At 62.4% G+C, this 21,185-nt stretch carries 19 protein-coding genes; 12 read left to right on the top strand and 7 right to left on the bottom strand.

What is annotated here, in order from left to right; translation table 11 throughout:
• Window positions 1-15 precede the first annotated feature (15 nt).
• On the top strand, window positions 16-1,458 hold the full coding sequence (locus DM872_RS06185) for a mannose-1-phosphate guanylyltransferase/mannose-6-phosphate isomerase (RefSeq protein ID WP_179058629.1): 1,443 nt from the start codon (window positions 16-18) through the stop codon (window positions 1,456-1,458).
• 131 nt (window positions 1,459-1,589) lie between these two features.
• On the opposite strand, the gene DM872_RS06180 is transcribed toward DM872_RS06185, so the two are convergent.
• The 4 genes from DM872_RS06180 to DM872_RS06165 all read right to left on the bottom strand — a co-directional run bounded on the left by DM872_RS06180 (window position 1,590) and on the right by DM872_RS06165 (window position 5,056).
• On the bottom strand, window positions 1,590-1,898 hold the full coding sequence (locus tag DM872_RS06180) for a hypothetical protein (RefSeq protein WP_179058628.1): 309 nt from the start codon (window positions 1,896-1,898) through the stop codon (window positions 1,590-1,592).
• A gap of 114 nt (window positions 1,899-2,012) precedes the next feature.
• A complete protein-coding gene (locus DM872_RS06175) occupies window positions 2,013-2,360 on the bottom strand; it encodes a RidA family protein (protein ID WP_179058627.1) in 348 nt (115 codons plus the stop codon).
• Window positions 2,361-2,388: 28 nt separating this feature from the next.
• Entirely contained in the window at window positions 2,389-3,633 is a 1,245-nt protein-coding gene (locus DM872_RS06170) for an NAD(P)/FAD-dependent oxidoreductase (protein WP_179058626.1), read from the bottom strand.
• 4 nt (window positions 3,634-3,637) lie between these two features.
• Window positions 3,638-5,056, bottom strand: a complete 1,419-nt coding sequence (locus tag DM872_RS06165; protein ID WP_179058625.1) for an aminotransferase-like domain-containing protein — start codon at window positions 5,054-5,056, stop codon at window positions 3,638-3,640.
• Between the two features lie 336 nt (window positions 5,057-5,392).
• Between DM872_RS06165 and DM872_RS06160 the strand changes: the two genes are divergently transcribed.
• From DM872_RS06160 to DM872_RS06120, 9 genes are all read left to right on the top strand, one after another.
• Window positions 5,393-6,826 carry an amino acid permease gene (locus DM872_RS06160; protein ID WP_179058624.1) on the top strand — a complete coding sequence of 478 codons (1,434 nt, stop codon included), beginning with the start codon at window positions 5,393-5,395 and terminating at the stop codon, window positions 6,824-6,826.
• Between the two features lie 82 nt (window positions 6,827-6,908).
• Entirely contained in the window at window positions 6,909-7,874 is a 966-nt protein-coding gene (locus tag DM872_RS06155; RefSeq protein WP_179058623.1) for an ABC transporter substrate-binding protein, read from the top strand.
• A 47-nt stretch (window positions 7,875-7,921) separates the two neighbouring features.
• The gene (locus tag DM872_RS06150; RefSeq protein WP_151133890.1) at window positions 7,922-8,698 is read left to right on the top strand and encodes an amino acid ABC transporter ATP-binding protein; all 777 of its coding nucleotides are present in this window, start codon (window positions 7,922-7,924) and stop codon (window positions 8,696-8,698) included.
• 3 nt (window positions 8,699-8,701) lie between these two features.
• Window positions 8,702-9,382, top strand: coding sequence for an amino acid ABC transporter permease (locus DM872_RS06145; protein ID WP_179058622.1), 681 nt, complete (start codon window positions 8,702-8,704; stop codon window positions 9,380-9,382).
• A gap of 1 nt (window position 9,383) precedes the next feature.
• Window positions 9,384-10,031 carry an amino acid ABC transporter permease gene (locus tag DM872_RS06140; protein ID WP_179058621.1) on the top strand — a complete coding sequence of 216 codons (648 nt, stop codon included), beginning with the start codon at window positions 9,384-9,386 and terminating at the stop codon, window positions 10,029-10,031.
• Window positions 10,032-10,458: 427 nt separating this feature from the next.
• Entirely contained in the window at window positions 10,459-11,184 is a 726-nt protein-coding gene (locus tag DM872_RS06135) for an SOS response-associated peptidase (RefSeq protein ID WP_179058620.1), read from the top strand.
• 304 nt (window positions 11,185-11,488) lie between these two features.
• Window positions 11,489-12,847: a glutamine synthetase family protein gene (locus DM872_RS06130; RefSeq protein ID WP_179058619.1), complete on the top strand. Its 1,359-nt coding sequence runs from the start codon at window positions 11,489-11,491 to the stop codon at window positions 12,845-12,847.
• A 43-nt stretch (window positions 12,848-12,890) separates the two neighbouring features.
• Window positions 12,891-13,976: a polyamine ABC transporter substrate-binding protein gene (locus DM872_RS06125; RefSeq protein WP_179058618.1), complete on the top strand. Its 1,086-nt coding sequence runs from the start codon at window positions 12,891-12,893 to the stop codon at window positions 13,974-13,976.
• 14 nt (window positions 13,977-13,990) lie between these two features.
• Window positions 13,991-15,286 (top strand): NAD(P)/FAD-dependent oxidoreductase, encoded by a 1,296-nt coding sequence (locus DM872_RS06120; protein WP_179058617.1) that lies wholly within the window; start codon window positions 13,991-13,993, stop codon window positions 15,284-15,286.
• 140 nt (window positions 15,287-15,426) lie between these two features.
• Here DM872_RS06120 and DM872_RS06115 read toward each other — a convergent pair whose 3' ends face one another.
• Window positions 15,427-16,308, bottom strand: coding sequence for a helix-turn-helix domain-containing protein (locus tag DM872_RS06115; RefSeq protein ID WP_179058616.1), 882 nt, complete (start codon window positions 16,306-16,308; stop codon window positions 15,427-15,429).
• Window positions 16,309-16,747: 439 nt separating this feature from the next.
• On the opposite strand from DM872_RS06115, the gene DM872_RS06110 reads away from it, so the two are divergent.
• Both DM872_RS06110 and DM872_RS06105 read left to right on the top strand, forming a co-directional pair.
• On the top strand, window positions 16,748-17,596 hold the full coding sequence (locus DM872_RS06110; RefSeq protein ID WP_179058615.1) for a TauD/TfdA dioxygenase family protein: 849 nt from the start codon (window positions 16,748-16,750) through the stop codon (window positions 17,594-17,596).
• 49 nt (window positions 17,597-17,645) lie between these two features.
• Window positions 17,646-18,701, top strand: coding sequence for a 3-keto-5-aminohexanoate cleavage protein (locus tag DM872_RS06105; protein ID WP_179058614.1), 1,056 nt, complete (start codon window positions 17,646-17,648; stop codon window positions 18,699-18,701).
• 233 nt (window positions 18,702-18,934) lie between these two features.
• Here DM872_RS06105 and DM872_RS06100 read toward each other — a convergent pair whose 3' ends face one another.
• Window positions 18,935-20,158 carry an OmpP1/FadL family transporter gene (locus DM872_RS06100; protein ID WP_179058613.1) on the bottom strand — a complete coding sequence of 408 codons (1,224 nt, stop codon included), beginning with the start codon at window positions 20,156-20,158 and terminating at the stop codon, window positions 18,935-18,937.
• Window positions 20,159-20,662: 504 nt separating this feature from the next.
• The gene (locus DM872_RS06095) at window positions 20,663-21,085 is read right to left on the bottom strand and encodes a glycine zipper domain-containing protein (protein ID WP_077527285.1); all 423 of its coding nucleotides are present in this window, start codon (window positions 21,083-21,085) and stop codon (window positions 20,663-20,665) included.
• Between the last annotated feature and the right edge of the window lie 100 nt (window positions 21,086-21,185).

Here is a 21,185-nt window from a genome sequence, read left to right as displayed (position 1 = left end):
AGCAGGAGATGAACCATGATTCCCATTGTGCTTTCCGGTGGTAGCGGCTCAAGGCTCTGGCCGCTGTCCCGCCGACAGTTTCCCAAGCAGTTTCTCGCCCTCACCGGCGAGCACACGCTGTTCCAGCAGACCCTCCAGCGCCTGACATTCGATGGCATGCAAGCGCCTATCCTGGTGTGCAACAAGGACCACCGCTTCATTGTCCAGGAACAGCTCGACGAGATAGCGATCACGCCCCATGCGGTCGTGCTCGAACCTTTCGGCCGCAATACCGCGCCGGCCGTGGCCATGGCCGCCATGCAACTGATCAGCGAAGGGCGCGACGATCTGCTGCTGGTCCTGCCTTCGGACCATGTCCTGGAGGACCTGGAAGCCTTCCGCGAGGCGTTGGAGCTTGCCACCAGTGCCGCCGAGCAAGGCGAGCTGGTGCTGTTCGGCGTACCGGCAACCCGGCCGGAAACCGGCTACGGCTACATTCGCTCCGAACAGGATCCGGCACTGCCTGAAGGAATCTGCCGGGTCGCCCAGTTCGTGGAAAAACCCAACGCCGAGCGCGCCCGGGAATTCGTCGAATCCGGCGACTACTTCTGGAACAGCGGCATGTTCCTGTTCCGCGCCAGTCGCTACCTGGAAGAGCTGAAGCGCCACGAATCCGACATCCACGACACCTGCCGGTTGGCCCTGGAACGCAGCAAATGCCATGAGGACCATATCGACATCGACGAAGCCACCTTTGCCTGCTGCCCTGACAACTCCATCGACTACGCGGTGATGGAAAAGACCGCGCGCGCCTGCGTGGTGCCCCTGGATGCCGGCTGGAGCGATGTGGGCTGCTGGGCATCCATCTGGGACGTCCACGACAAGGACGCCGACGGCAATGTCATCAAGGGCGACGTGGTGGTGCAGGACAGCCACAACTGCCTGGTGCACGGCAACGGCAAGCTGGTCTCGATCATCGGCATGGAGGACGTGGTGGTGGTGGAAACCAAGGACGCCATCATGGTCGCCAACAAGAATCACGTGCAGAAGGTCAAGCAACTGGTCGAGAAGCTCAAGGCCGAAGGCCGCAGCGAAGTCGAAAACCACTGCCAGGTCTATCGGCCGTGGGGCTACTACGACTCCGTGGACACCGGCGGACGCTTCCAGGTGAAGCACATCACCGTGAAACCCGGCGGCCGGCTATCGCTGCAGATGCACCACCACCGCGCCGAGCACTGGATAGTGGTTTCCGGCACTGCCGAGGTGACCTGTGACGACAAGGTCTTCCTGCTCACCGAGAACCAGTCCACCGACATTCCCATCACGTCGGTCCACCGCCTCTCCAACCCCGGCAAGATTCCCCTGGTGCTGATCGAGGTGCAGACCGGCAGCTACCTCGGCGAGGACGACATCACGCGCCTGGACGACGTCTACGGCCGCGAAGAGCACGAGACGGTCGGGATCACGCCCCACCGTTGACGAAACCTGTCGGGGCGGGGCCGAACCTGTAGGAGCGAGCTTGCTCGCGAAAAGTCCGAGCGCGATCTTTCGCGAGCAAGCTCGCTCCTACACAAGAATCGCCCCGGAGCATCGCGGGGACCAGTCACCGCTTACGCCGATGGCTTGCCCTTGCGATCCGCGCACAGGGCAATGACGAAATTTCGCAACTCGTCGCGCTCCACGATGCCGAGTTCGCCTCGCTGGTAGGCAGCGTCGATCAGGCCAATGCAATAGCCGTCGTACTCTTCGCACTGGTCGGCCGCCGAGAAGGCAAGGTTGGCCACGGCCGCATAAAAAGGCTTGATCGCGCCCGAATCCAGGCCATCGATCATTTCCCGCAGAGGAACCGGAATCAATGCGGCCCCGGCAACAGCCCGGTCTTCTGCAATCTCACGGGTCCCGGAGTAACGATCAGTCATGCGCGAGGCCTCCAAGGGTGGCGGTGAGAATGGGTGCTGGAAAGGTGATGGTAGTCCAGCACTGCCACCCTCATCGCCTGGCGCGACAAGACGGACCAATTGCGGGTGTAGCCGTCAACGCGACGCGCAGGCGATCACCTCCACCCGCAACGCGGGATCGGCCAACTTGGCCTCCCCGCATGCCCTGGCGGGAGCATGGCCGGCTGGCACCCACGCATCCCAGACGGCATTCATCGCCGTGAAGTCGCTCATATCGGCAAGCCAGATGGTGACTTGAAGCAGTTTTTCCCGTGATGAGCCGGCTTCCTCAAGCAACGTGTCGAGCCGTGCCAGGGCATCGCGGGTCTGTTCGGCGACTTCGTGGTGCGGTTCACCGACCTGCCCGGCCAGGTACACGGTGTTGCCGTGAATGACGATCTGGCTCATGCGCGAATTGGTGCGGGCGCGTTCGATTCTTTCCATAGCGGGTTCTCCCGTGAAAGGGTGCGGTTCAGAAACGTTGCACTGAAAAACTGTCCAGCCAGCGCGGGGGCTTGCCTGCGATGCAATCCGCCACCAACTGGCCGGTCGCCCCTGCCAGCGTGAGGCCCAGGTGCTGATGACCGAAGGCGTAGATCAGTCGAGGCTCATTGGGCGAAGGGCCGATGACGGGCAAGGAGTCCGGAAGGGACGGACGAAAGCCCAGCCATCTGCGCGCGACCGGCACCGTCAGCCCCAGTACTCGCCGTACATGGTGTTCCAGGTAGTCGAAGCGTGCGGGGTTGGCCGGGTCCTTGATCGAACCTAGCTCCACCGTTCCCGCTACCCGCAGACGACCTGCCATAGGGGTCATGTAGAACGCGCTTTCCACCGGGCAGCAGGGGCGATTCAGCAAGGCTTCCGGCAGGTCGAACTCGATGTGGTAACCGCGCTCCGTATCCAGCGGGATGCGGTCGCCGACCTGTTGCGCCAGCGCGGCGGACCAGGCACCGCCACAGACCACGACACGGTCAGCACGATAGGCCGCGCCTTCGGCACAGGTCAGGTAAAGCCCGGCTGCCTGGCGTTGGATGTCAATGACGGTCGCCGCCTGCAGCACACCCTCGGCAACCAGGGGCGCCGCCAATGCTTCGATGAAGGCTCGCGGGTCATCCATGTGCGAGGAGTCTGGGAACAGGAGACCAGCCACTGCACTGCCGGCGAGATGCGGCTCCAGTTGGTCCACCTCGGCGGCACTCAGCTCTTGCTGGGCGATGCCCAAGGAACGCCGCAGCTCGATAGCCGCTTGGGCACCGGCGAAGCTTGCCTCGGAGCCATAGAGGTAGAGGCAGCCGTTGTGACGCAGGTGCTGGTTCGCTTGGGGACTGTCCTCCAGCAGCGGCGCGTAACCGCTGTAAGTTCGCTGGAGAATCCGGGCCAACGCCTGAGTGTTGGACTCACAGCGCGACGCACGGCATTCATTGAGAAATCGCAGCAGCCAGGGCATCAACTGGGGCAGTCGCTTCCAGTTGATGACAAAGGGAGAGCCTGGCGAAAACAACAGCGACGGGATGGCCTTCAGCAATGAAGGCTGGGCGATCGGCATCACACCATAGGGCGCCAGGGTGCCGGCATTACCGTAGGAGGCCCCGGATGCCACGCCCTCACGCTCGAGCAACAGCACCTCATAGCCCTGGCGGCGCAACCACAGCGCGGTGGCAACGCCGACAACGCCTGCGCCGATAACTGCGATTTCACAATGAATCGGTTGTGTCATGTCCTCAGATCCGGTTGTGCATGTAGAGATGCCCCTGGCGCGCCAGCTGGCTGATTTCCTTGAGGGCCTTGACCAATTGCTCCCGCGACAGCGCAGCCGAGATATTGATGCGCACCGCCTGCGGGGAGAGTTCAGGGCGAAGGGTGAAGGCGCCGCCTGCGAGCAGGACCACGCCGCGGTCCTGGCAAAGACGTGCGAAGCGCGACCCGGTCCAGGGCTCAGGCAGGATCAGCCAGGCATGGGTACCGGTGGCGCTGTGTTGGAACTCCAGCCCGTCGAGGTGAGCGGCCAATAGTGCTTGCCTGCTGCGCAGCTCTTCGCGCTGTTCCGCAACCAACTCCTCGGCGTGACCGTCTTCGATCAGGCGAGTAGCAATGAGCGCGGTGAAGGGTGACGTGCTCCAGCAATCGATGCGCTGCATGGCGGCGATGTCCTGCACCAACCCCTGCGGCGCCATGAGGAAGCCCATGCGCAAGCCTGGCGCAATGCATTTCGACAGGGCGGACACGTAGATAGTCCGTTCCGGCAGCATTGAAGCAATGGGTGGCGGCGACTGGTCCAGCAAGGGCCGGTAGACGTCATCCTCTATGACCAGCAGGTTGGTCTCGCGGATCACCGCTGCCAGCTCCTCGCGGCGCTCGGTGTCCAGGGTGATGGCGGTCGGGTTGTGGATCGACGGCACCAGGAACAGCAGTCGCGGCTGATGTTCGGTACAGGCCTCGCGCAATGCATCCGGACACATACCCCGCGCATCGGAGTCGACCCCGACCAGGATCAGCCCCAAGGAACGGCAGAGCGCATTGATGCCCTGGTAGGTAACACTGTCGGCCAGGATGACGTCGCCGCTGTTGGTCAGGCTCCGCAACGTGCTGGCAATGCCGTGCTGCGCCCCTTCGACAATCAGTACCTGGCCTGCTTCGGCCTGCACGCCGGTGTGGCGCAGCCATTGCGCCGCGGCTTCCCGCGCCCAGAGCGGGCCTTCAGAAGGGTGGTAGTCCTTCATGTCGACGAAGCGCGAATCGCTGGACAGACGCGGCAGCAATTGCGCGAGCACCCGGTTGAAGCCATCGGTGGCGGGTCGGTTGACACTCAGGTCGACCGTTCCCGGGTCATTGCTGGGTGCCGACTGGAACTGCGCCGCTGGGTGACGCGGTTGGGCGACCTGCGTACCCCGCCCGGGCCGGCTTTCCACCAGGCCTTTCTGCTGCAGCACAGCCATCGCCTTGGTAATGGTGGTGATGTTGAGCTCCAGCGCGCTGGCGAACTCACGGTGCGGTGGCAGTCGGTCGCCCGGCTTGAGCTTTCCGCTACGAATCGCTTCAGACAGCGCGTCTGCCAGTTGGGCGTAAAGGGTTTCCGCCGAGTCCCGGTGCAATCCCGCATTGGCCTTCAGCTCGCCCAGCAATTGTTCGAATTGGCTCATGGTGCTTCCTTGTTTGTCATGCCATCAGCGAGACAAATAGCAAACTTGTATTGCTTTTTATCCGATACAAAGGCGATTGACAAGCTAAAATGTGGTAGTTAGTGTGGAGTTGTAATGCTTGTCATGCATCACAATAAAAATAGCTTCAGCCTCAACGGACACGCACATGACTCTCGTATACCTAAAGCCAGGCATGCCCTCGGCAACCCCGTCGCACCGCAGCCCCAGCGCCTTGGCGGGCGCAACAGGATACCCGGTGTGCAGCTTCCCCCGCGTTAAATCCTTCTCGGCTTCACCCTGCCCTTCCCTACTGAATGTCATGGCGGAGGCCATCCAATGAACGACACCGGACAAACCCCTGGCAAGGCTGGCGAGCAACGTCTCAGCGGTGCCCTGCGTCAGCGTCACATCACGATGATCTCCCTCGGCGGCATTATCGGCGCGGGTCTTTTCGTCGGCAGCAGCGCCACCATCCAGGCCATCGGCCCGGCGGCGTTCCTCAGTTATCTCGCCGCTGGCATCGTCGTGATGCTGGTGATGCGCATGCTCGGCGAGATGGCAGTGGCCCTGCCCGGCGTCGGCTCGTTCACCGAGTACGCCCGCATCGGCCTGGGCAACTGGGTCGGATTCACCAGCGGATGGTTGTACTGGTACTTCTGGGTAATCGTCGTCGCGGTGGAGGCCGTGGTCGGCGCCAACATCCTCGAGCAGTGGATTCCGCTGCCGGCGTGGACGATCGGCTTGGCTCTGCTGGCGATCATGACCGCCATCAACTGCTTGTCCGTGAAATCCTACGGTGAGTTCGAATACTGGTTCGCGTCGCTGAAGGTCTTCGCGATCATCGTCTTCATCGGTGTGACGGCAGCCTACCTCTTCGGATTTGCGCCCAGCACCGGCGCGCTGCTCGACAACCTGGTGAACGACCGCGGTTTCATGCCCTTTGGCGTGAGCGCGATCCTGGCAGGGGTACCGACGGTGATCTTCGCCGTGGGTGGCGCGGAGATCGCCACCATCGCTGCTGCCGAGTCGGACGATCCCTCCAAGAACGTCGCGAACATGACCCGCTCGGTGATCTTCCGCGTGATCACCTTCTATGTCGGCTCGATCTTCCTGATCGTCTGCGTGGTGCCCTGGGGCCAGATCGTGGCCGGGCATTCGCCATTCGTGTCGGCGCTGGATGTCATGCGCATCCCCGGCGCGTCGATGATCATGGAAGCCGTGGTCCTGGTGGCCGTGCTCTCGGCACTGAACTCCGGGCTGTATGTGTCATCGCGGATTCTCTTCGGCCTCAGCCAGCGCGGTGACGCTCCGGCCAGACTGTCCACCCTGACCGGGCGCAAAGTGCCGCGGGCGGCCGTGCTGCTGAGCAGCGTGATCGGCTACATCGCGATCATGGCGGCGATCATTTCGCCCCAGGGCGTGTTCCTCTTCCTGGTGAATGCGTCCGGCGCGGTGATGCTCTTCGTGTACCTGGCGGTCGCCCTGGCGCAAATCCGCGTGCGCCGCCGCATCGAGGCCACGGAGCCAGCGCGGCTGACCCTCCGCATGTGGCTGTTCCCCTGGCTTTCCTATGCTGTGGTAGCGGTGATTGCCGGTGTCCTTGCCGCCATGGCCTTCCAGGAATCCCTGCGGACGCAATTCCTGGCCAGCCTGGTGAGTCTTGCCGTGGTGTCTGGCTGCTATCTGTTGCTCAAACGTCGGCGCGCGGAGGGCGACAAGCCTCTCGCCCGTGCCAACGCCAACCTGGCTGGCGTAACCCCACGATCCTGACGCCCCGGGAAGGTTGGGCCAGGGATGGCCTCGTGTTGTACGGCTGTATCAGTCTCCACAACCATTCGCACACAGGTGATCTATGTCCGACTTCAAATTCGACGCACGGGGTATTTCGCGGCGCAACCTGCTGAAAGTCACGGGTTACGGCTCAATGGCTGTCCTGCTCGGCAGCGCCATGGGACGCCTTCCCGCCGTCCAGGCGGCCGACAAACCGATCAAGACCATTCGCCCCGGCTACCTGACGGCGGCCTGCCTGGGTGACATGCCCCTTGGCGCCGTGCGCGACGGGCAGCCGATCGGCACCGACCTCGAACTCCTGAAACTCATCGCCGACCGTCTCGAACTCAAGCTCGACGTCCTGACCATGGGCTTCCCCGCCGTGATCGAAGCCGTCCGGTCCGGGCGTGCCGACTGGTTCGGCGGCAACTTCGCATGGAATCCCATGCGCTCGAAAATCCTGCTGCTGACCGATGCCGTGTTCTACACCGGCGCCTACGTGATCATGCGCGAGGACGAGCCGTTCAAGGACACCCTCACCATCTCCGACCTGAAGGGCCGGACCCTGGGTAGTAACACCGGCTACTTCATCATTCCGGACATGAAAAGGGTGGAAGGCGTGAAGGAGGTGAAGCTCTACGACAGCACCGACGCCTGCCTGCGCGACGTACGCGCCGGGCGCCTGGACTTCGCCGTCCTGGATGCGCCGACCATCGACTACATGATCCTCCAGGACCCCAGCCTCAAGCTGAAGCAGGTGCCCATCCAGTTCGACGAGAAGTTCCCCAGCCTGACCGCCAAGTTCGAGGCGATATGGGGCATCCATCCAGAAAACCAGGACTTGTTCGATGCCGTGAACCAGGGGCTGCGCTGGCTGAAGAGCACCGACCAGGTCCGCCCGGTCCTCGCCAAGTACGGCATCAAGAACCCCGATTACCTCGTGCCCCTGCCCAAGGACCAGCGCATCGGCGTGGACCGGGACGAGAAAGGCAATCTGATCGGGCCCTTCGAGCACCCCTTGCGCGATTTCAGCCAGGCCTTCTCTTGAGATCCGGTTGCTGACCGCACTCGTCACCTCAACCACGGGAAATGCTCATGGCTGAATCCACTCCGCTGGTACGAATCGAAGGGCTGCACAAGTCCTATGGCCACCTGGACGTCCTCAAAGGCATCGACCTCAATGTGCAACAGGGCCAGAAAATCTCCCTTATCGGGCCCAGCGGGTCCGGTAAGACCACCCTGCTCCGCTGCATCAACTACCTGGAGGAGCCAACCCGAGGCAGCATCTACATCGACAATGAACTGATCGGCCAGCGCCAGGTGGGCACCCGCAAGGTGCCCATGGGTGACAAGGACCTGGCACGGATGCGTGCCGAGATCGGCATGGTGTTCCAGCGCTTCAACCTGTTCCCCCACCTCAGCGTGCTGGAAAACATCATCCTGGGTCCGCTCAAGGTCCAGCAACGGGATCGCGCCGAGGCCATCGAACAGGCCGAGGACCTGCTGAAGAAGGTGGGCATGCTGGCCAAGCGAGACGCCTATCCGGACCAGCTCTCCGGTGGGCAGCAGCAACGCATCGCCATCGCCCGCGCGCTGGCGATGCGGCCCAAGCTGATGCTCTTCGACGAGGCCACCTCGGCGCTCGATCCGGAGCTGGTGGGCGAAGTGCTCGCGGTGATGCGCAAGCTCGCCGAAGAAGGCATGACCATGATCATCGTGACCCACGAAATGCGCTTCGCCGAAAGCGTCTCCGACCAGGTGATTTTCATGGCCGACGGCAACATCGTCGAACAGGGACCACCCCAGCAGATATTCCGCGACAGCCAGGTCGAGCGCACTCGCGCGTTCATCTGCGCCGTGAAGGAGCACTGATCGATGCTGGAAGTCAGTGGTCTCGAAAGAACGCTCGAACTGTTGCCCTACTTCCTCAAGGTACTTGGCATCGGCGCCCTGACGACCATAGGTCTGACGGGGGCCGCATTCGTGGTCGCCGCGGTCCTGGGTTTCTGCCTGGCCCTGATGCGACTGTCCCGCAATCCTGCCCTCGGCCTGATTGCCAGCCTGTACCTGGAGGTATTCCGCAACATCCCCATCCTGACGCAGCTGTTCATCCTCTACTTTGGCCTGACCTACATCGGTATCACGCTGCCCGCCATCGGTGCCGCAATCATCGGCTTCGGCCTGAACGGTGCGGCGATCCTCTCGGAGGTGTTTCGCTCCAGCATTCTCACCATCGACCGTGGCCAGAGCGAAGCCGCCTTCTCCATCGGCATGACGCGCCGTATGGCGCTGCGCATCATCGTGCTGCCCCAGGCATTCAAGGTGGCGATTCCGGGAATGGCCAACTTCGCCATCGGCTTGCTCAAGGACACGTCGCTGGCATCGGCTGCGGCCGTCCCGGAGCTCACCTTCAAGGCGCGGATGCTGGTCAGCGAGACCTACCAGACCAACACTATTTACTTCCTGCTGGCCATCATCTATCTGGTGCTGAGCCTGGCGCTCTCCCACTGGGCGGCTCGCACCGAACGACGCCTCAGCATCGCCAAGGAGAACTGACATGGGCTACGCAGAACTCTGGAGCGCGGCGCAGGCGGAACTGCTGGTGGCGGCCTGGGCCACGTTGCAACTGGCGTTCGGTGCGCTGGTGATCGGCCTGCTGGTCGGTCTGCTGGTGGCACTGGCACGGCTCTCGGGCAGCGCCGTGTTGCGCCGCGCCGCGCTGATCTACATCGAAGTATTCCGTGGCACCCCTGCCCTGGTGCAGCTGTTCATCGTCTACTTCACCCTGACCGAAGTGGGCATTCACTTCAGCTCGTTCCAGGCAGCCATGATCGGGCTGGGTCTGAACGCCGCGGCCTACCTCTCGGAGATCTACCGAGCGGGCCTGCAGGCCGTTCCCAAAGGGCAAGTGGAAGCGGCAAAGGCTATCGGCATGACCCGCATGAAAATCCTGCGCTGGGTAGTGCTACCGCAAGCGATTCGCATCGTACTGGCGCCTATTGGCAACGTGGCGATCTCGCTACTCAAGGACACCTCGGTGGCCTCGTTGATCGCCGCGCCGGACCTGATGCTCCGGGCACAGGATCTGAGCTCGGTGTATTTCATGCCGCTGGAGATCTATGTCCTGGTGGGGGCGATGTACTTCGTGCTCTGTTACCCGCTTTCGCTCGGCGTGCGCCTGCTTGAGCGCAAGACGAGGCATTGAGCCCCGATCCGCCGGAAGCTCACGAAATATTCCCTGAACGCTTTCGCCCTGCCGCTCTCTATTCCATCGGAGCCCCTGGCCCGCTCCGCCAGGGCAGGCGGACTGTGGCTGAGCCTCAGTCTGCGGCTCCTTCGGCCGCCTCACCGACTCGCAGCGGTGAGGCGGCCATTCCTTCCGAATCGAGACCTTCAGAGCGCGCGCATTTCAGCCCTTCTGCCGTCGGTCACCTACAAACATGCAGGTATACATACGGACCTAAGCTTGCGCTTATGCCCTTGCACACCGGGCATTGCCAACAGCCTGGGCGTCGGCCCCGCCAAGGCTGGATGGATCACCTTGCTGATTACTTTGCCGCGGTGCTGCTCGCAACCGCGGTTTTTTTGTGGCCCTGCGCAGTACCCAGGAGGTTGTTTTCGGAGGGATTGCCATGTGCGAACGCTATGTCACCCCGACGCAACGCGCCATCGAAGACTTCTGGCACGTCAGCCCCCTCAATGCCGGCATCTGGATGCCCAGCTTCAACGCAACCCCGACCACCCAGGTTCCCATGCTCCGTCTGGATGATCAGGCCGGTTTGGAAGTGGTCGCTGCCCGCTGGGGCCTGGTGCCTGAATGGTGGAGCCAGGAGAATCCTCCGCTGATGACCTTCAGCGCGCGCAGCGAAGATGCCTGGATCAAACCCTTTTGGCACGACAGCATACGTAGCTACCGCTGCTTGATGCCGGCGACAGGCTGGTTCGCCTGGAGTGAGCACGAACAGACGCGTTACCGGGCCTGCCAATGGGTCAAGCAGCCGTACTATCTGCACGCCGCGGAACGCAAACTGTTGGCCATGGCTGGACTCTGGGCAAGTTGGATCGGACCACGCGGTTACGCGGTACTGTCATGCGCAGTGCTGACCAAGGAGTCGTCGGCACCGATCTCCCATATCCATCCCCGGATGCCGGTCATCCTCGAACCTGAGCAATGGCAGCTCTGGTTATCGTCCACGGCCACCTTCGAGCAAGTGAACTGTGCAATGGCACACAGTCGCGAGGTCTTTGACTCATATCCCGTGTCGACGGCGGTGGACAACACCAACAATGACTGCCCGGAGCTTATCGTTCCGCTCAGGCGATCAGAGGTTCTGGAATCACCCATCAGTCAGTCGTGAGTGCCACCCTCCCCTTGCCCTGCGCTCCCTGCTTCTAATCCGGCGGTCACGGTCAATCCCGTGGCCTCCGTCTTCGTAGGTTGGTGCTGAGCGCAGCGACGCCCCACAGGAAGCAGGACATCAGAGCGGGAAAATGAATCTGCCCTTTTTCCCGTGGCAGCAAGGGAGCGCCACACGCTCGGTCATGTATGCGGAAAGTGGATAGAACGGGGGCGCCTGTGCGATCGAAACTGGCGCCGCGGTCTTGCAGCAGCATGCTGCAGTCGCGTCCTCAATCCGAAACCATGAATTTTCCGAGGCTTGTATGACCACCCCTGCCGAGCAACTGGAGCAACGGCTGAAACAACAGAAAATCACCGAAGTCGAATGCGTGGTCAGCGACCTGACCGGCATCGCTCGCGGCAAGATTTCCCCGACCAACAAGTTCCTCGGCGAAGGAGGCATGCGACTCCCGGAAAGCGTCCTGCTGCAGACGGTCACCGGTGATTTCGTTGATGACGACGTCTATTACGACCTACTGGACGAAGCCGACATCGACATGGTCTGCCGCCCCGATCCCGACGCCGTCTTCCTCGTGCCCTGGGCGCTCGAACCGACCGCGATGGTCATCCACGACACCGTCGACAAGTACGGCAACCCGATCGAGTTGTCGCCGCGCAACGTGCTCAAGCGCGTTCTGAAGCTTTATGCGGATAAGGGGTGGAGCCCGGTCGTAGCGCCGGAGATGGAGTTCTATCTGACCAAGCGCAGCAGCGACCCGGACTTCCCCCTCGAGGCTCCCGTGGGCCGATCGGGGCGCCCGGAGAGCGGCCGCCAGAGCTTCTCCATCGATGCCACCAACGAGTTCGACCCGCTCTTCGAGGACGTGTACGACTGGTGCGAAGCACAGGGCCTGGATCTGGATACGCTGATCCATGAAGACGGCCCGGCGCAGATGGAGATCAATTTCCGTCACGGCAACGCGCTGAGCCTGGCCGACCAGATCACCGTGTTCAAGCGCACCATGCGCGAAGCCGCGCTCAAGCATGATGTGAGCGCAACCTTCATGGCGAAGCCAATCACCGATGAACCGGGCAGCGCGATGCACATTCACCAGAGCGTGCTGGATGTCGCCACCGGCAAGAACATCTTCGTCAACGCGGATGGTTCCAAGAGCGAGCTGTTCCTCCACTTCATCGGCGGCCTGCAGAAGTACATTCCGAAGGTGCTGCCCATGTTCGCGCCGAACGTGAACTCCTTTCGCCGCTTCCTGCCGGACACCTCGGCTCCGGTGAATGTCGAGTGGGGCGAAGAAAACCGTACCGTCGGGCTGCGTGTTCCGCCCGCCTCGCCTGAGGCGACGCGGGTCGAGAACCGCTTGCCCGGCGCAGATGCCAACCCCTACCTCGCGCTGGCTGCCAGCCTGCTCTGCGGGTACCTGGGCATGGTCGAGAAGAGTGCCCCCAGCACGCCGGTGCAAGGACGTGGCTACGAGCGCCGCAACCTGCGCCTGCCGATTACCATCGAGGACGCGTTGGCCCAGATGGAAGACTGCGATGTGCTAGTGGAATACCTGGGCCGCAAGTTCGTGCAGGGCTACGTTGCCGTGAAGCGCACCGAACACGAGAACTACAAACGGGTGATCAGCTCCTGGGAGCGCGAGTTCCTGCTGCTGAGCGTCTAGCTCGCCCCCATTCCGTCATCACAACAAAAATACGGGAGTCGATATGAGACTGCTGCGCTACCTTGCGCCCTTCGCCCTGGCCACGATGGCCCAGGTCGCCCACGCTGAGCCGACGATCAGCGTCTACAACTGGACTGACTACATAGCCCCCGACACCCTGGGCGAATTCCAGAAGACCACCGGCATCAAGCCGATCTACGACGTCTTCGATTCCAACGAAACTCTGGAGGGCAAGCTGCTCGCGGGCCGTTCGGGTTACGACGTGGTGGTACCGTCCAACCACTTCCTCACCCGCCAGGTGCAGGCCGGGGTTTTCCTCGAACTCGACCGCAGCAAGTTGCCGAACTGGAAGCACCTGGACCCGAAGTTGCTCAAGCTGCTGGAACAGAACGATCCGGGTAACCGTCATTCGGTGCCGTACCTCTGGGGCACCAACGGCATCGGCTACAACGTCGAGAAGGTCAAGCAGGTGCTGGGCGTCGACCACATCGACTCCTGGTCGGTGATGTTCGAGCCGGAGAACCTGAAGAAGCTGCATGCGTGCGGCGTCGCCTTCATGGACTCCCCCGATGAGATGATCCCCTCGGTGCTCAACTACCTGGGCCTGGACCCCAACAGCACGAACCCGGCCGATTACCCGAAAGCCGAGGCCAAGCTCGCGGCGGTCCGCCCCTACGTCACCTACTTCCACTCGTCCAAGTACATCTCGGACCTGGCCAACGGCGACATCTGCGTGGCCTTCGGCTATTCCGGCGACGTGTTCCAGGCGGCGGCGCGGGCGAAGGAAGCCAAGAACGGCATCGAGATCGCCTACAGCATTCCCAAGGAAGGCGCGAACCTCTGGTTCGACCTGATGGCCATTCCGTCGGACGCGAAGAACCCGGATCAGGCACTGGCGTTCATCAACTACATCCTGGAGCCCAAGGTGATCGCCGGCATCAGCGAGTACGTCGGCTACCCCAGCGCCAACGCTGACGCCAAGGCGCTGCTCGACCCGGAGATGCAGAATAACCCCGAGGTCTATCCGAGCCAGGCCGTGCTCGACAAGCTGTACATCGCCAAGGCGCCGCCGCCCAGGATCATGCGCCTGATGACCCGCAGCTGGAGCAAGATCAAGTTCAACCAATGAATCGAGAACGACCCATGACTCACATCGCGGAGCATGCTGCGTCCTATTACGCCGCAACCGCCCGAGACAAACAGCTGTATCCCTCGCTCGCGGGGGACGTTCGCGCAGACGTTTGCGTCGTCGGCGGTGGGCTCACAGGCGTCAACACTGCACTGGAGCTGGCCCAGCGTGGCCACTCCGTCGTGCTGCTGGAAGCCCGACGCATCGGCTGGGGCGCAAGCGGACGCAACGGCGGCCAACTGATACGCGGCATCGGCCACGACGTCAGTGGCTTCGCCAAGTACGTGGGCGAGGAAGGGGTCCGCTACCTGGAGCGCTCGGGCCTCGACTCGGTGACCCTGGTCGCGGAGCGCATCCGCGACCTGAACATCGACTGCGACCTGCGCTGGGGCTTCTGCGAACTGGCCAACACCCCCGCCCAGTTCGCCGCCATGGCCGAGGAGCAAGAGGAATTGAGTGCGCTGGGCTATCCGCATCGGACCCGGCTTGTGAGCCCAGGCCAGATGCGGGAGGTGGTGGCAAGCGATTGCTACGCCGGCGGCCTGGTCGACATGGGCTCAGGTCACCTGCATCCGCTGGACCTGGTAAAGGGCGAAGCCCGTGCGGCCAAGGCCTTTGGCGCACAGATCTTCGAGCAGAGCCCGGTGCTGCGCATCGAGCACGGCAAGACCGCGATCGTCCACTGCGCGCAGGGACGCGTGCTGGCGGACAACCTGGTGCTCGGCTGCAATGCGCACCTGGACGAGCTGGAACCCAGGCTGACCGGCAAGGTGCTGCCCGCCGGCAGCTACGTGGTCGCCACCGAGCCGTTGTCCGAGGAACTGGCGGCACAGCTGATCCCGCAGAACATGGCGCTGTGCGACCAGAAGGTGGGGCTGGACTACTACCGCCTGACGGCTGATCGGCGCCTGCTCTTTGGAGGGGCCTGCCACTACTCGGGGCGTGACCCGAAGGACATCGGCGCCTACATGCGGCCGAAGGTGCTCAAGGTGTTTCCCCAGCTCGAGCAGGTCAGGATCGACTACCAGTGGGGCGGCATGATCGGGATCACCGCCAATCGCTTCCCGCAGGTGGGGCGGCTCAAGGCGCATCCTAATGTGTTCTTTGCCCAGGGGTATTCCGGTCACGGCCTGAACGTCACGCATTGGTCAGCCAAGCTCCTGGCAGAGGCCATCCATGCCGGTCAAAGCCAGGGCCTGGACCTGTTCAGTGCGGTGCCGCATCTGACATTCCCCGGAGGCAAGCTGCTGCGCTCCCCGTTGTTGGCGCTGGGCATGGCGTGGTATCGGGTGCGGGAGTTACTGGGCTGATAGATCGGCCCTTGTAGGATGGGTGGAGCCTGCACGATACCCATGCTGCGGCGATCGCGATTGATGGGTATCGCTTCGCTTCACGCCATCCTACGGTTCTACGCCAAGGCTGCCTCTGCAGCAGCGGACTGCGTCCGAGATCAGGCCCGGCCGCCCTGCTTGACGGTGGTCTTGGGGTACTCGCCGAAGAGGGCGTGGTAGGACTGGGAGAAGCGGCCCAGGTGCCAGAATGACCATTTCATGGCCACCTCGGCCACGGTGACGCCCGATTCGGCGGCCCCTAGCAAATCGCGGCGAGCAGCGTTCAGTCGTCGATTTCTAAGCCACACAATAGGTGGGATGCCGGCATAACGCAGGAAGGATTGCTGAAGGCTGCGTGGCGATACACCGGCTTTCGCGGCCAACTCGGCCATCCCGAAGCTCTCTTCTGGACAGTCGTCGACCACTTCCTTGACCCGTTGAACAACTCGCTTGGCCTGGACGGTAGAGCGCGACCGGCGCCCGTCACCGATTGGCGCTTCGCAGAGCAAGTAGAAACAGTCGGAGACGATGGTCTGCGCAACACCTGGGGCATCCATATGGCGTTGGCCGTCGAATGCGCCAGTGAGCATATCGCTGAGCGATGCTGCGACTGACCTGCAGTTATTGGATCGAAGAGGCGTGAGCACCAGGTCGGCGAACGCATCAAGCGGCTGCCCCCATTGCGCCGCCTGCTTGATCACCACCGCCACCTCGCGATAGTTCTCCGGCGTGACCCAGGCGTTGCGAGTCTCGCCATCGAGCAGGTAGAGCGTGTTCTCCGACATGTCGAAGCTGAAGACCAGGGCGTCGGGCGGAGCGTGGAACTCCTGCTCCACACGAAGGTTCATTTGCTCCTCATAAAGCTCGATCCCCTCGACTTCGGCATGCAGGATTCGGCCCGAGAATCGCCCGGCAGACATCTGTGTGTACTGCTGCTCCCAACCAGGAATGGCTATCCGCTGCTGATCTACTTCTTGTGCTTCGACAACCCTGATTACCATACCCAGGCCTGCTGGTTTTTAGGTCCGGAAGGCTATCAATCGTCATGAGCCCCGTGCAAGCCGAGAAACGCGTGGCCGCTGCTGTCCCCTACGAGCGCTCGCAATCGGCGGGGTGGAGCAGTTCGCCAACGACCGTAATCGGCACAGGCAGGGAGCACAACGCACGCTCACTGGTTCCCCTCCCCCGCAGGCTTGTTTTCGGCGTATCGACTAACGGCAGCCAGTTGCCTCCCCCCGCAAAAACTGACCCAGATCAATGGCACTCAAGATCCTGCATCGGCGGCTGGGGACATGACATGAACTGCGAAGAACCTGTCGCCAAATGAATGGTCGCCGCCCCCCTCTCCATCCCTAGATTCCTCCTCACGGCCTGAGCTGAGGGCCCCGCTCCCCAGCAGCTCGCCCGGCCGAAATAACTTCGCCAGAGGAGAACAACAAGATGCGCGTAGAACAACTGACTTGCAGTATCGGGGCCGAGCTTATCGGCGTGAATCTCGCGGATGCGGCATACGACGACGGTCTCTTCGCCGAAATCCGCCAGCTCCTGCTCAAGCACAAAGTGCTGTTCCTGCGGGACCAGGACATCAGCCGTGCCGAGCATGTGGCTTTTGCCCGCCGCTTCGGCGAGTTGGAAGACCACCCGGTGGCCGGCAGCGACCCGGAGCATCCGGGCCTGGTGCGCATCTACAAGGAACCGGGCCAACCCAACGACCGCTACGAGAACGCCTGGCACACCGACGCCACCTGGCGCGACGCGCCGCCCATGGGTTGCGTGCTGCGCTGCGTGGAAGGGCCGTCGGTAGGCGGTGACACCCTGTGGGCAAACATGGCGTTGGCCTACAAGAAGCTGCCGGAAGACGTGAAGCAACGCATCGAGGGCCTGCGCGCCCGCCACAGCATCGAGGCGAGCTTCGGCGCGGCCATGCCTATCGAGAAGCGCCTGGCGCTCAAGGCCATGTATCCGGACCCGGAGCACCCCGTGGTGCGCACCCACCCGGAAACCGGCGAAAATATCCTCTTCGTCAATGCGTTCACTACCCACTTCACCAACTTCCACACGCCCGAGCGCGTGCGCTACGGCCAGGACTACAGCATGGGCGGCAGCGACCTGATGCGTTACCTCGTCAGCCAGGCCTACATCCCGGAATACCAGGTCCGCTGGCGCTGGAAGAAGAACAGCATGGCCATCTGGGACAACCGCTCTACCCAGCACTACGCCGCGATGGATTACCCGCCCTGTGTCCGCAAGATGGAACGCGCCGGAATCATCGGCGACAAGCCCTTCTGATCATCGAACCGCACAACAACCACTAGATCGCCGATCCCAGGAGTAAGTCATGAACTTTATCGATGGTTCCCTGTTTGTCGAAAACATGGAAAAGCTGGTAATCACCGCCGCCCCCTATGGCCCCGAGTGGATGCCGTCCGACTTCCCGGAAGACATCCCGGTGAGCATGGAGGCGCAGATCCAGAAAGCCGTGGACTGCTACAACGCCGGCGCCACCGTGCTGCACGTCCACGTGCGAGAAGAAGACGGCAAGGGCTCCAAGCGCCTGTCCAAGTTCAACGAGCTGCTGGCGGGCATCCGCGAAGCCTGCCCGGGGATCATCCTCCAGGTCGGCGGCTCGATCTCCTTTGCCCCCGAGAACGACGGCGACGTTGCCAAGTGGCTGTCCGACGACACCCGCCACATGCTGGCCGAGCTGACCCCGACCCCGGATCAGGTGACCATCGCGATCAACACCAACCAGATGAACGTCTGCGAGCAGATGACCGCCGCCGACATTCGCGGCACTTCGCTGGAAGACCCGGTGATGCTCAAGGCCTACCAGGAAATGACCATTCCCGCCGGTCCTGCCTGGGTCGAGGAGCACATTCGCCGCCTTTCGGCCAACGGCATCCAGACTCACTTCCAGTTGGCCAACATCACCCAACTCAATACCGTCGAGCGCATGATGCGCCGTGGCGCGTGCAACGTGCCGCTGATCCTCACCTGGGTGGCCATCGGCGGCGGCTTCGACTCGCCGAATCCGTACGACCTGGCCAACTTCGTGCGCGCCTGCCCGGATGGTTCGGTGCTGACGCTGGAGACCAGCATGCGCAATGTGCTGCCGCTGAACATGATGGCCATCGCCCTCGGCCTCCACGTGCGCTGCGGCATCGAGGACAACATCTGGAACCAGCGCCAGACCGCCAAGATGACGACCGTGGAGCAGATCGAACAGCTGGTGCGAATTTCCCGCGAGTTCGGTCGTGAAGTGGCCAATGGCGAGGAAGCTCGCAAGATCTACAAGATCGGCACCTTCTACAAGGACGCCGACGAGACCCTGGCGAGGAACGGCTTCGCGCCCAACCGCAAACCGGGTCAGGTCGGCTTCACGCAGCACACCTGATGCTCGGGTTGGTCAGCCATGGAATGGTCGACCATTTCCCGCTGCGCGCTGCCATGAATGGCAGCGCGCGCTGGATGCGATGCCTCGGTCGCTGCTCCGCGTCCCACCTATCTCCGCAACGTAGGATGGGTTGAGCCTGCGAAACCCTTGCTGTTCACCCGGATTGGCACTGAGCCAAGCGAAGCCAACGAATCGTTCTTCAGATTGCTGTCTGTAAGGCCCGGGGCCATCCCTTAGAAGTGGTACGCCCCGGAAATGATGACGGCGTATGGATGCTCGGTCTCCCCCGCGACACGCCCACGCACGGCAGACGGCCCGGTATCCACAGGCGACTCGCCAAAGTCCACCAGATGCAGGTTGAACTCCACCGCCTTGCCATTGCCATGATCGACCTGGACCCCAGCGCCTATTCCCCACATACGGTCCAGCGGCATGGCCAGCGTTCGTTTGCTGTCATCGACTGGCGCCTGCACGTAGAAGGTGTCGAGGGTGTAACGCAGGCCGCCGTTGGCGGGAAAACCGTAGCCCAGGGTACCGGCCCAGAAGTTGTTGAAGCCGCTGTCTTCCACGTCGATCGTTTCGCCATCCAGAGAAACCGAGTTGGTGCCGAACCGGGAGAATTCCACCCAGGCGAGGTCCGCAACGATGAACGCCCCGGAATCCAGTTCGTGATAGATGCCGCCGATGATGCGCTGAGGCATGACCTGCTCCACCTCGATCTTGTCGCCCAGGATGCCCCGTTCGAGTAATCCGCCAATTACCGGGCCCGTGTTGCGGAACTTGAGGTCGCCATCGATATCCGTCTTGGATTCGCTTGTGTACACCAGGCCGAATCGGGTTTTCGCGGTCATTTCCCACAACAGCGAGAGGCTGAAGTTGGTCCCGACGCCATCGAGGTCGGCCTCGAGCTTTCCATCGGCAGCGCCGGGTACGAGCGTGTTGATGGCAACTTCAGACTGGGACGAGATGTAGTTGATACCCACGGAAGCACCGATCGACCATTGCTCGTTGATTCGCCAGGACAACGCCGGAGTCACGGCGACATAGACCAGCGAGTAACTGTCGGTGTAGTAGCGGCCAGCCCAATCGGAGCCGTATTCGGAGCCAAATCCGGACGGAATGGTCAGCGAGATGCCTCCATGGAGGGACTCTGTGAATGGCCGAACGTAATAGGCCTGCGGAATCATCACCGGGTTGAGGTCGTTATCGGGATCTCCCCCGCTGGTAGTGGTCTGCCCCTCGTCCACTTCGAACGTTCCAAACCCGGTGGCCTGCATCAGGCTGATCGTCGCAGCGGGTTTGTCCAGCCTGGACATGCCGGCCGGGTTGTCGCTGGCGGTTTCAGCGCTGTCGGCACTGGCAGCGATGCCCGCAAATCCCGCCGAGCCGGCAAACGCGGACGACGTGCACAGGGAAACCAGTACGCCGGCCAACACCCGGAACGATGCACTTTCCATGGAGCCCCCTTGGTCAGTGTGAAGTGGGTACGCAAAGCTGCGTCTGCCTCACTGCCGATGTTTGTAAGTACATCTCGTGACAGCGATAAATCGGACGCAGTGCGATAGTTGATTCTCCTGCCGTCTGCAGATGGCCTTTGCCAGTTCGGAGTTTCATGCCGAAGCCTAGTCAGAGGCGTTGGAGGCGCAACTTGAAGGGAGGAAAATCTGCGGATCAGGGGCGTTTTCCGCTTCTGGCAAGGCAATCCCGTGAAATGCAAAAGCCCGCCAAAGAGGCGTAATGCAGTTCACATAAGAACGCCGCTAATCCCTCACCGGGTGAGCGGCGTTCTTGGTTTCTGCAGCGGGGAAACGCTGTAGGAGCCAGCTTGCTGGCGAATGGGCGATATCCCGGAAAGCTTCGCGAGCAAGCTCGCTCCTACAACAACAGCGACACCTCGTTGGCGGGGCTAACTGAACAGCATTACGCCAAAGAGGCGGGCTTTTGTGCAACGACGCCAGGGATCAGTCGTTGTGTTTGTGCTTGTGTTTATGTTTGTGGCTGGCTTTGTGATTGTCGTGGTGATCATCGTCATCGGCCAGGTTGTTGCCGATAGCACTGCCAGCAGCCCCGCCCAGACCGGCGCCGATTGCGCCACCGGTGGAGCCCCCTACCTTATTGCCGATCACCTGGCCGCCGGCCGCACCGAGACCACCGCCGATCGCTGCTTCGGTCTTCTTGCCATCCTTCGCACTCACCGCCCCGCCTGCTGCGCCGCCCAGACCGGCACCGATCGCAGCGCCAGTGCTTCCGCCGACGGCCTGGCCAACGACACTCCCCACGGCCCCGCCGATGCCGCCGCCCACCGCGGTGTTGGTCGTTTCATCGGCGGCTACGTACTGCGAAGCCAGAATACTGAGTGCAAGTGCCGAGAGTGATTTACGCATCTTTCGAACCTCGAGTTGGAAACGGGATCAGACAATTCTGTCGGAAGGGAAACAGGCAGACAATGCAAGTTCGGCCCTTCATGGACCTGAGTCAAAAATC

The organism is Pseudomonas taiwanensis (genome assembly GCF_013393345.1).
Lineage (GTDB): Bacteria > Pseudomonadota > Gammaproteobacteria > Pseudomonadales > Pseudomonadaceae > Metapseudomonas > Metapseudomonas resinovorans_C.
The sequence above is the reverse complement of the archived record's forward strand: the minus strand, read 5'-3'. Positions and strand labels throughout refer to the sequence as shown.

What these genes read in the sequence shown, in the direction of transcription:
- DM872_RS06185 (WP_179058629.1), top strand. Translation starts at nt 16, where the DNA reads ATGATTCCCATTGTGCTTTCCGGTGGTAGCGGCTCAAGGCTCTGGCCG.
- DM872_RS06135 (WP_179058620.1), top strand. Translation starts at nt 10,459, where the DNA reads ATGTGCGAACGCTATGTCACCCCGACGCAACGCGCCATCGAAGACTTC.
- DM872_RS06140 (WP_179058621.1), top strand. Translation starts at nt 9,384, where the DNA reads ATGGGCTACGCAGAACTCTGGAGCGCGGCGCAGGCGGAACTGCTGGTG.
- DM872_RS06165 (WP_179058625.1), bottom strand. Translation starts at nt 5,056, where the DNA reads ATGAGCCAATTCGAACAATTGCTGGGCGAGCTGAAGGCCAATGCGGGA.
- DM872_RS06150 (WP_151133890.1), top strand. Translation starts at nt 7,922, where the DNA reads ATGGCTGAATCCACTCCGCTGGTACGAATCGAAGGGCTGCACAAGTCC.
- DM872_RS06160 (WP_179058624.1), top strand. Translation starts at nt 5,393, where the DNA reads ATGAACGACACCGGACAAACCCCTGGCAAGGCTGGCGAGCAACGTCTC.
- DM872_RS06170 (WP_179058626.1), bottom strand. Translation starts at nt 3,633, where the DNA reads ATGACACAACCGATTCATTGTGAAATCGCAGTTATCGGCGCAGGCGTT.
- DM872_RS06145 (WP_179058622.1), top strand. Translation starts at nt 8,702, where the DNA reads ATGCTGGAAGTCAGTGGTCTCGAAAGAACGCTCGAACTGTTGCCCTAC.
- DM872_RS06105 (WP_179058614.1), top strand. Translation starts at nt 17,646, where the DNA reads ATGAACTTTATCGATGGTTCCCTGTTTGTCGAAAACATGGAAAAGCTG.
- DM872_RS06110 (WP_179058615.1), top strand. Translation starts at nt 16,748, where the DNA reads ATGCGCGTAGAACAACTGACTTGCAGTATCGGGGCCGAGCTTATCGGC.
- DM872_RS06125 (WP_179058618.1), top strand. Translation starts at nt 12,891, where the DNA reads ATGAGACTGCTGCGCTACCTTGCGCCCTTCGCCCTGGCCACGATGGCC.
- DM872_RS06155 (WP_179058623.1), top strand. Translation starts at nt 6,909, where the DNA reads ATGTCCGACTTCAAATTCGACGCACGGGGTATTTCGCGGCGCAACCTG.
- DM872_RS06120 (WP_179058617.1), top strand. Translation starts at nt 13,991, where the DNA reads ATGACTCACATCGCGGAGCATGCTGCGTCCTATTACGCCGCAACCGCC.
- DM872_RS06095 (WP_077527285.1), bottom strand. Translation starts at nt 21,085, where the DNA reads ATGCGTAAATCACTCTCGGCACTTGCACTCAGTATTCTGGCTTCGCAG.
- DM872_RS06180 (WP_179058628.1), bottom strand. Translation starts at nt 1,898, where the DNA reads ATGACTGATCGTTACTCCGGGACCCGTGAGATTGCAGAAGACCGGGCT.
- DM872_RS06175 (WP_179058627.1), bottom strand. Translation starts at nt 2,360, where the DNA reads ATGGAAAGAATCGAACGCGCCCGCACCAATTCGCGCATGAGCCAGATC.
- DM872_RS06115 (WP_179058616.1), bottom strand. Translation starts at nt 16,308, where the DNA reads ATGGTAATCAGGGTTGTCGAAGCACAAGAAGTAGATCAGCAGCGGATA.
- DM872_RS06130 (WP_179058619.1), top strand. Translation starts at nt 11,489, where the DNA reads ATGACCACCCCTGCCGAGCAACTGGAGCAACGGCTGAAACAACAGAAA.
- DM872_RS06100 (WP_179058613.1), bottom strand. Translation starts at nt 20,158, where the DNA reads ATGGAAAGTGCATCGTTCCGGGTGTTGGCCGGCGTACTGGTTTCCCTG.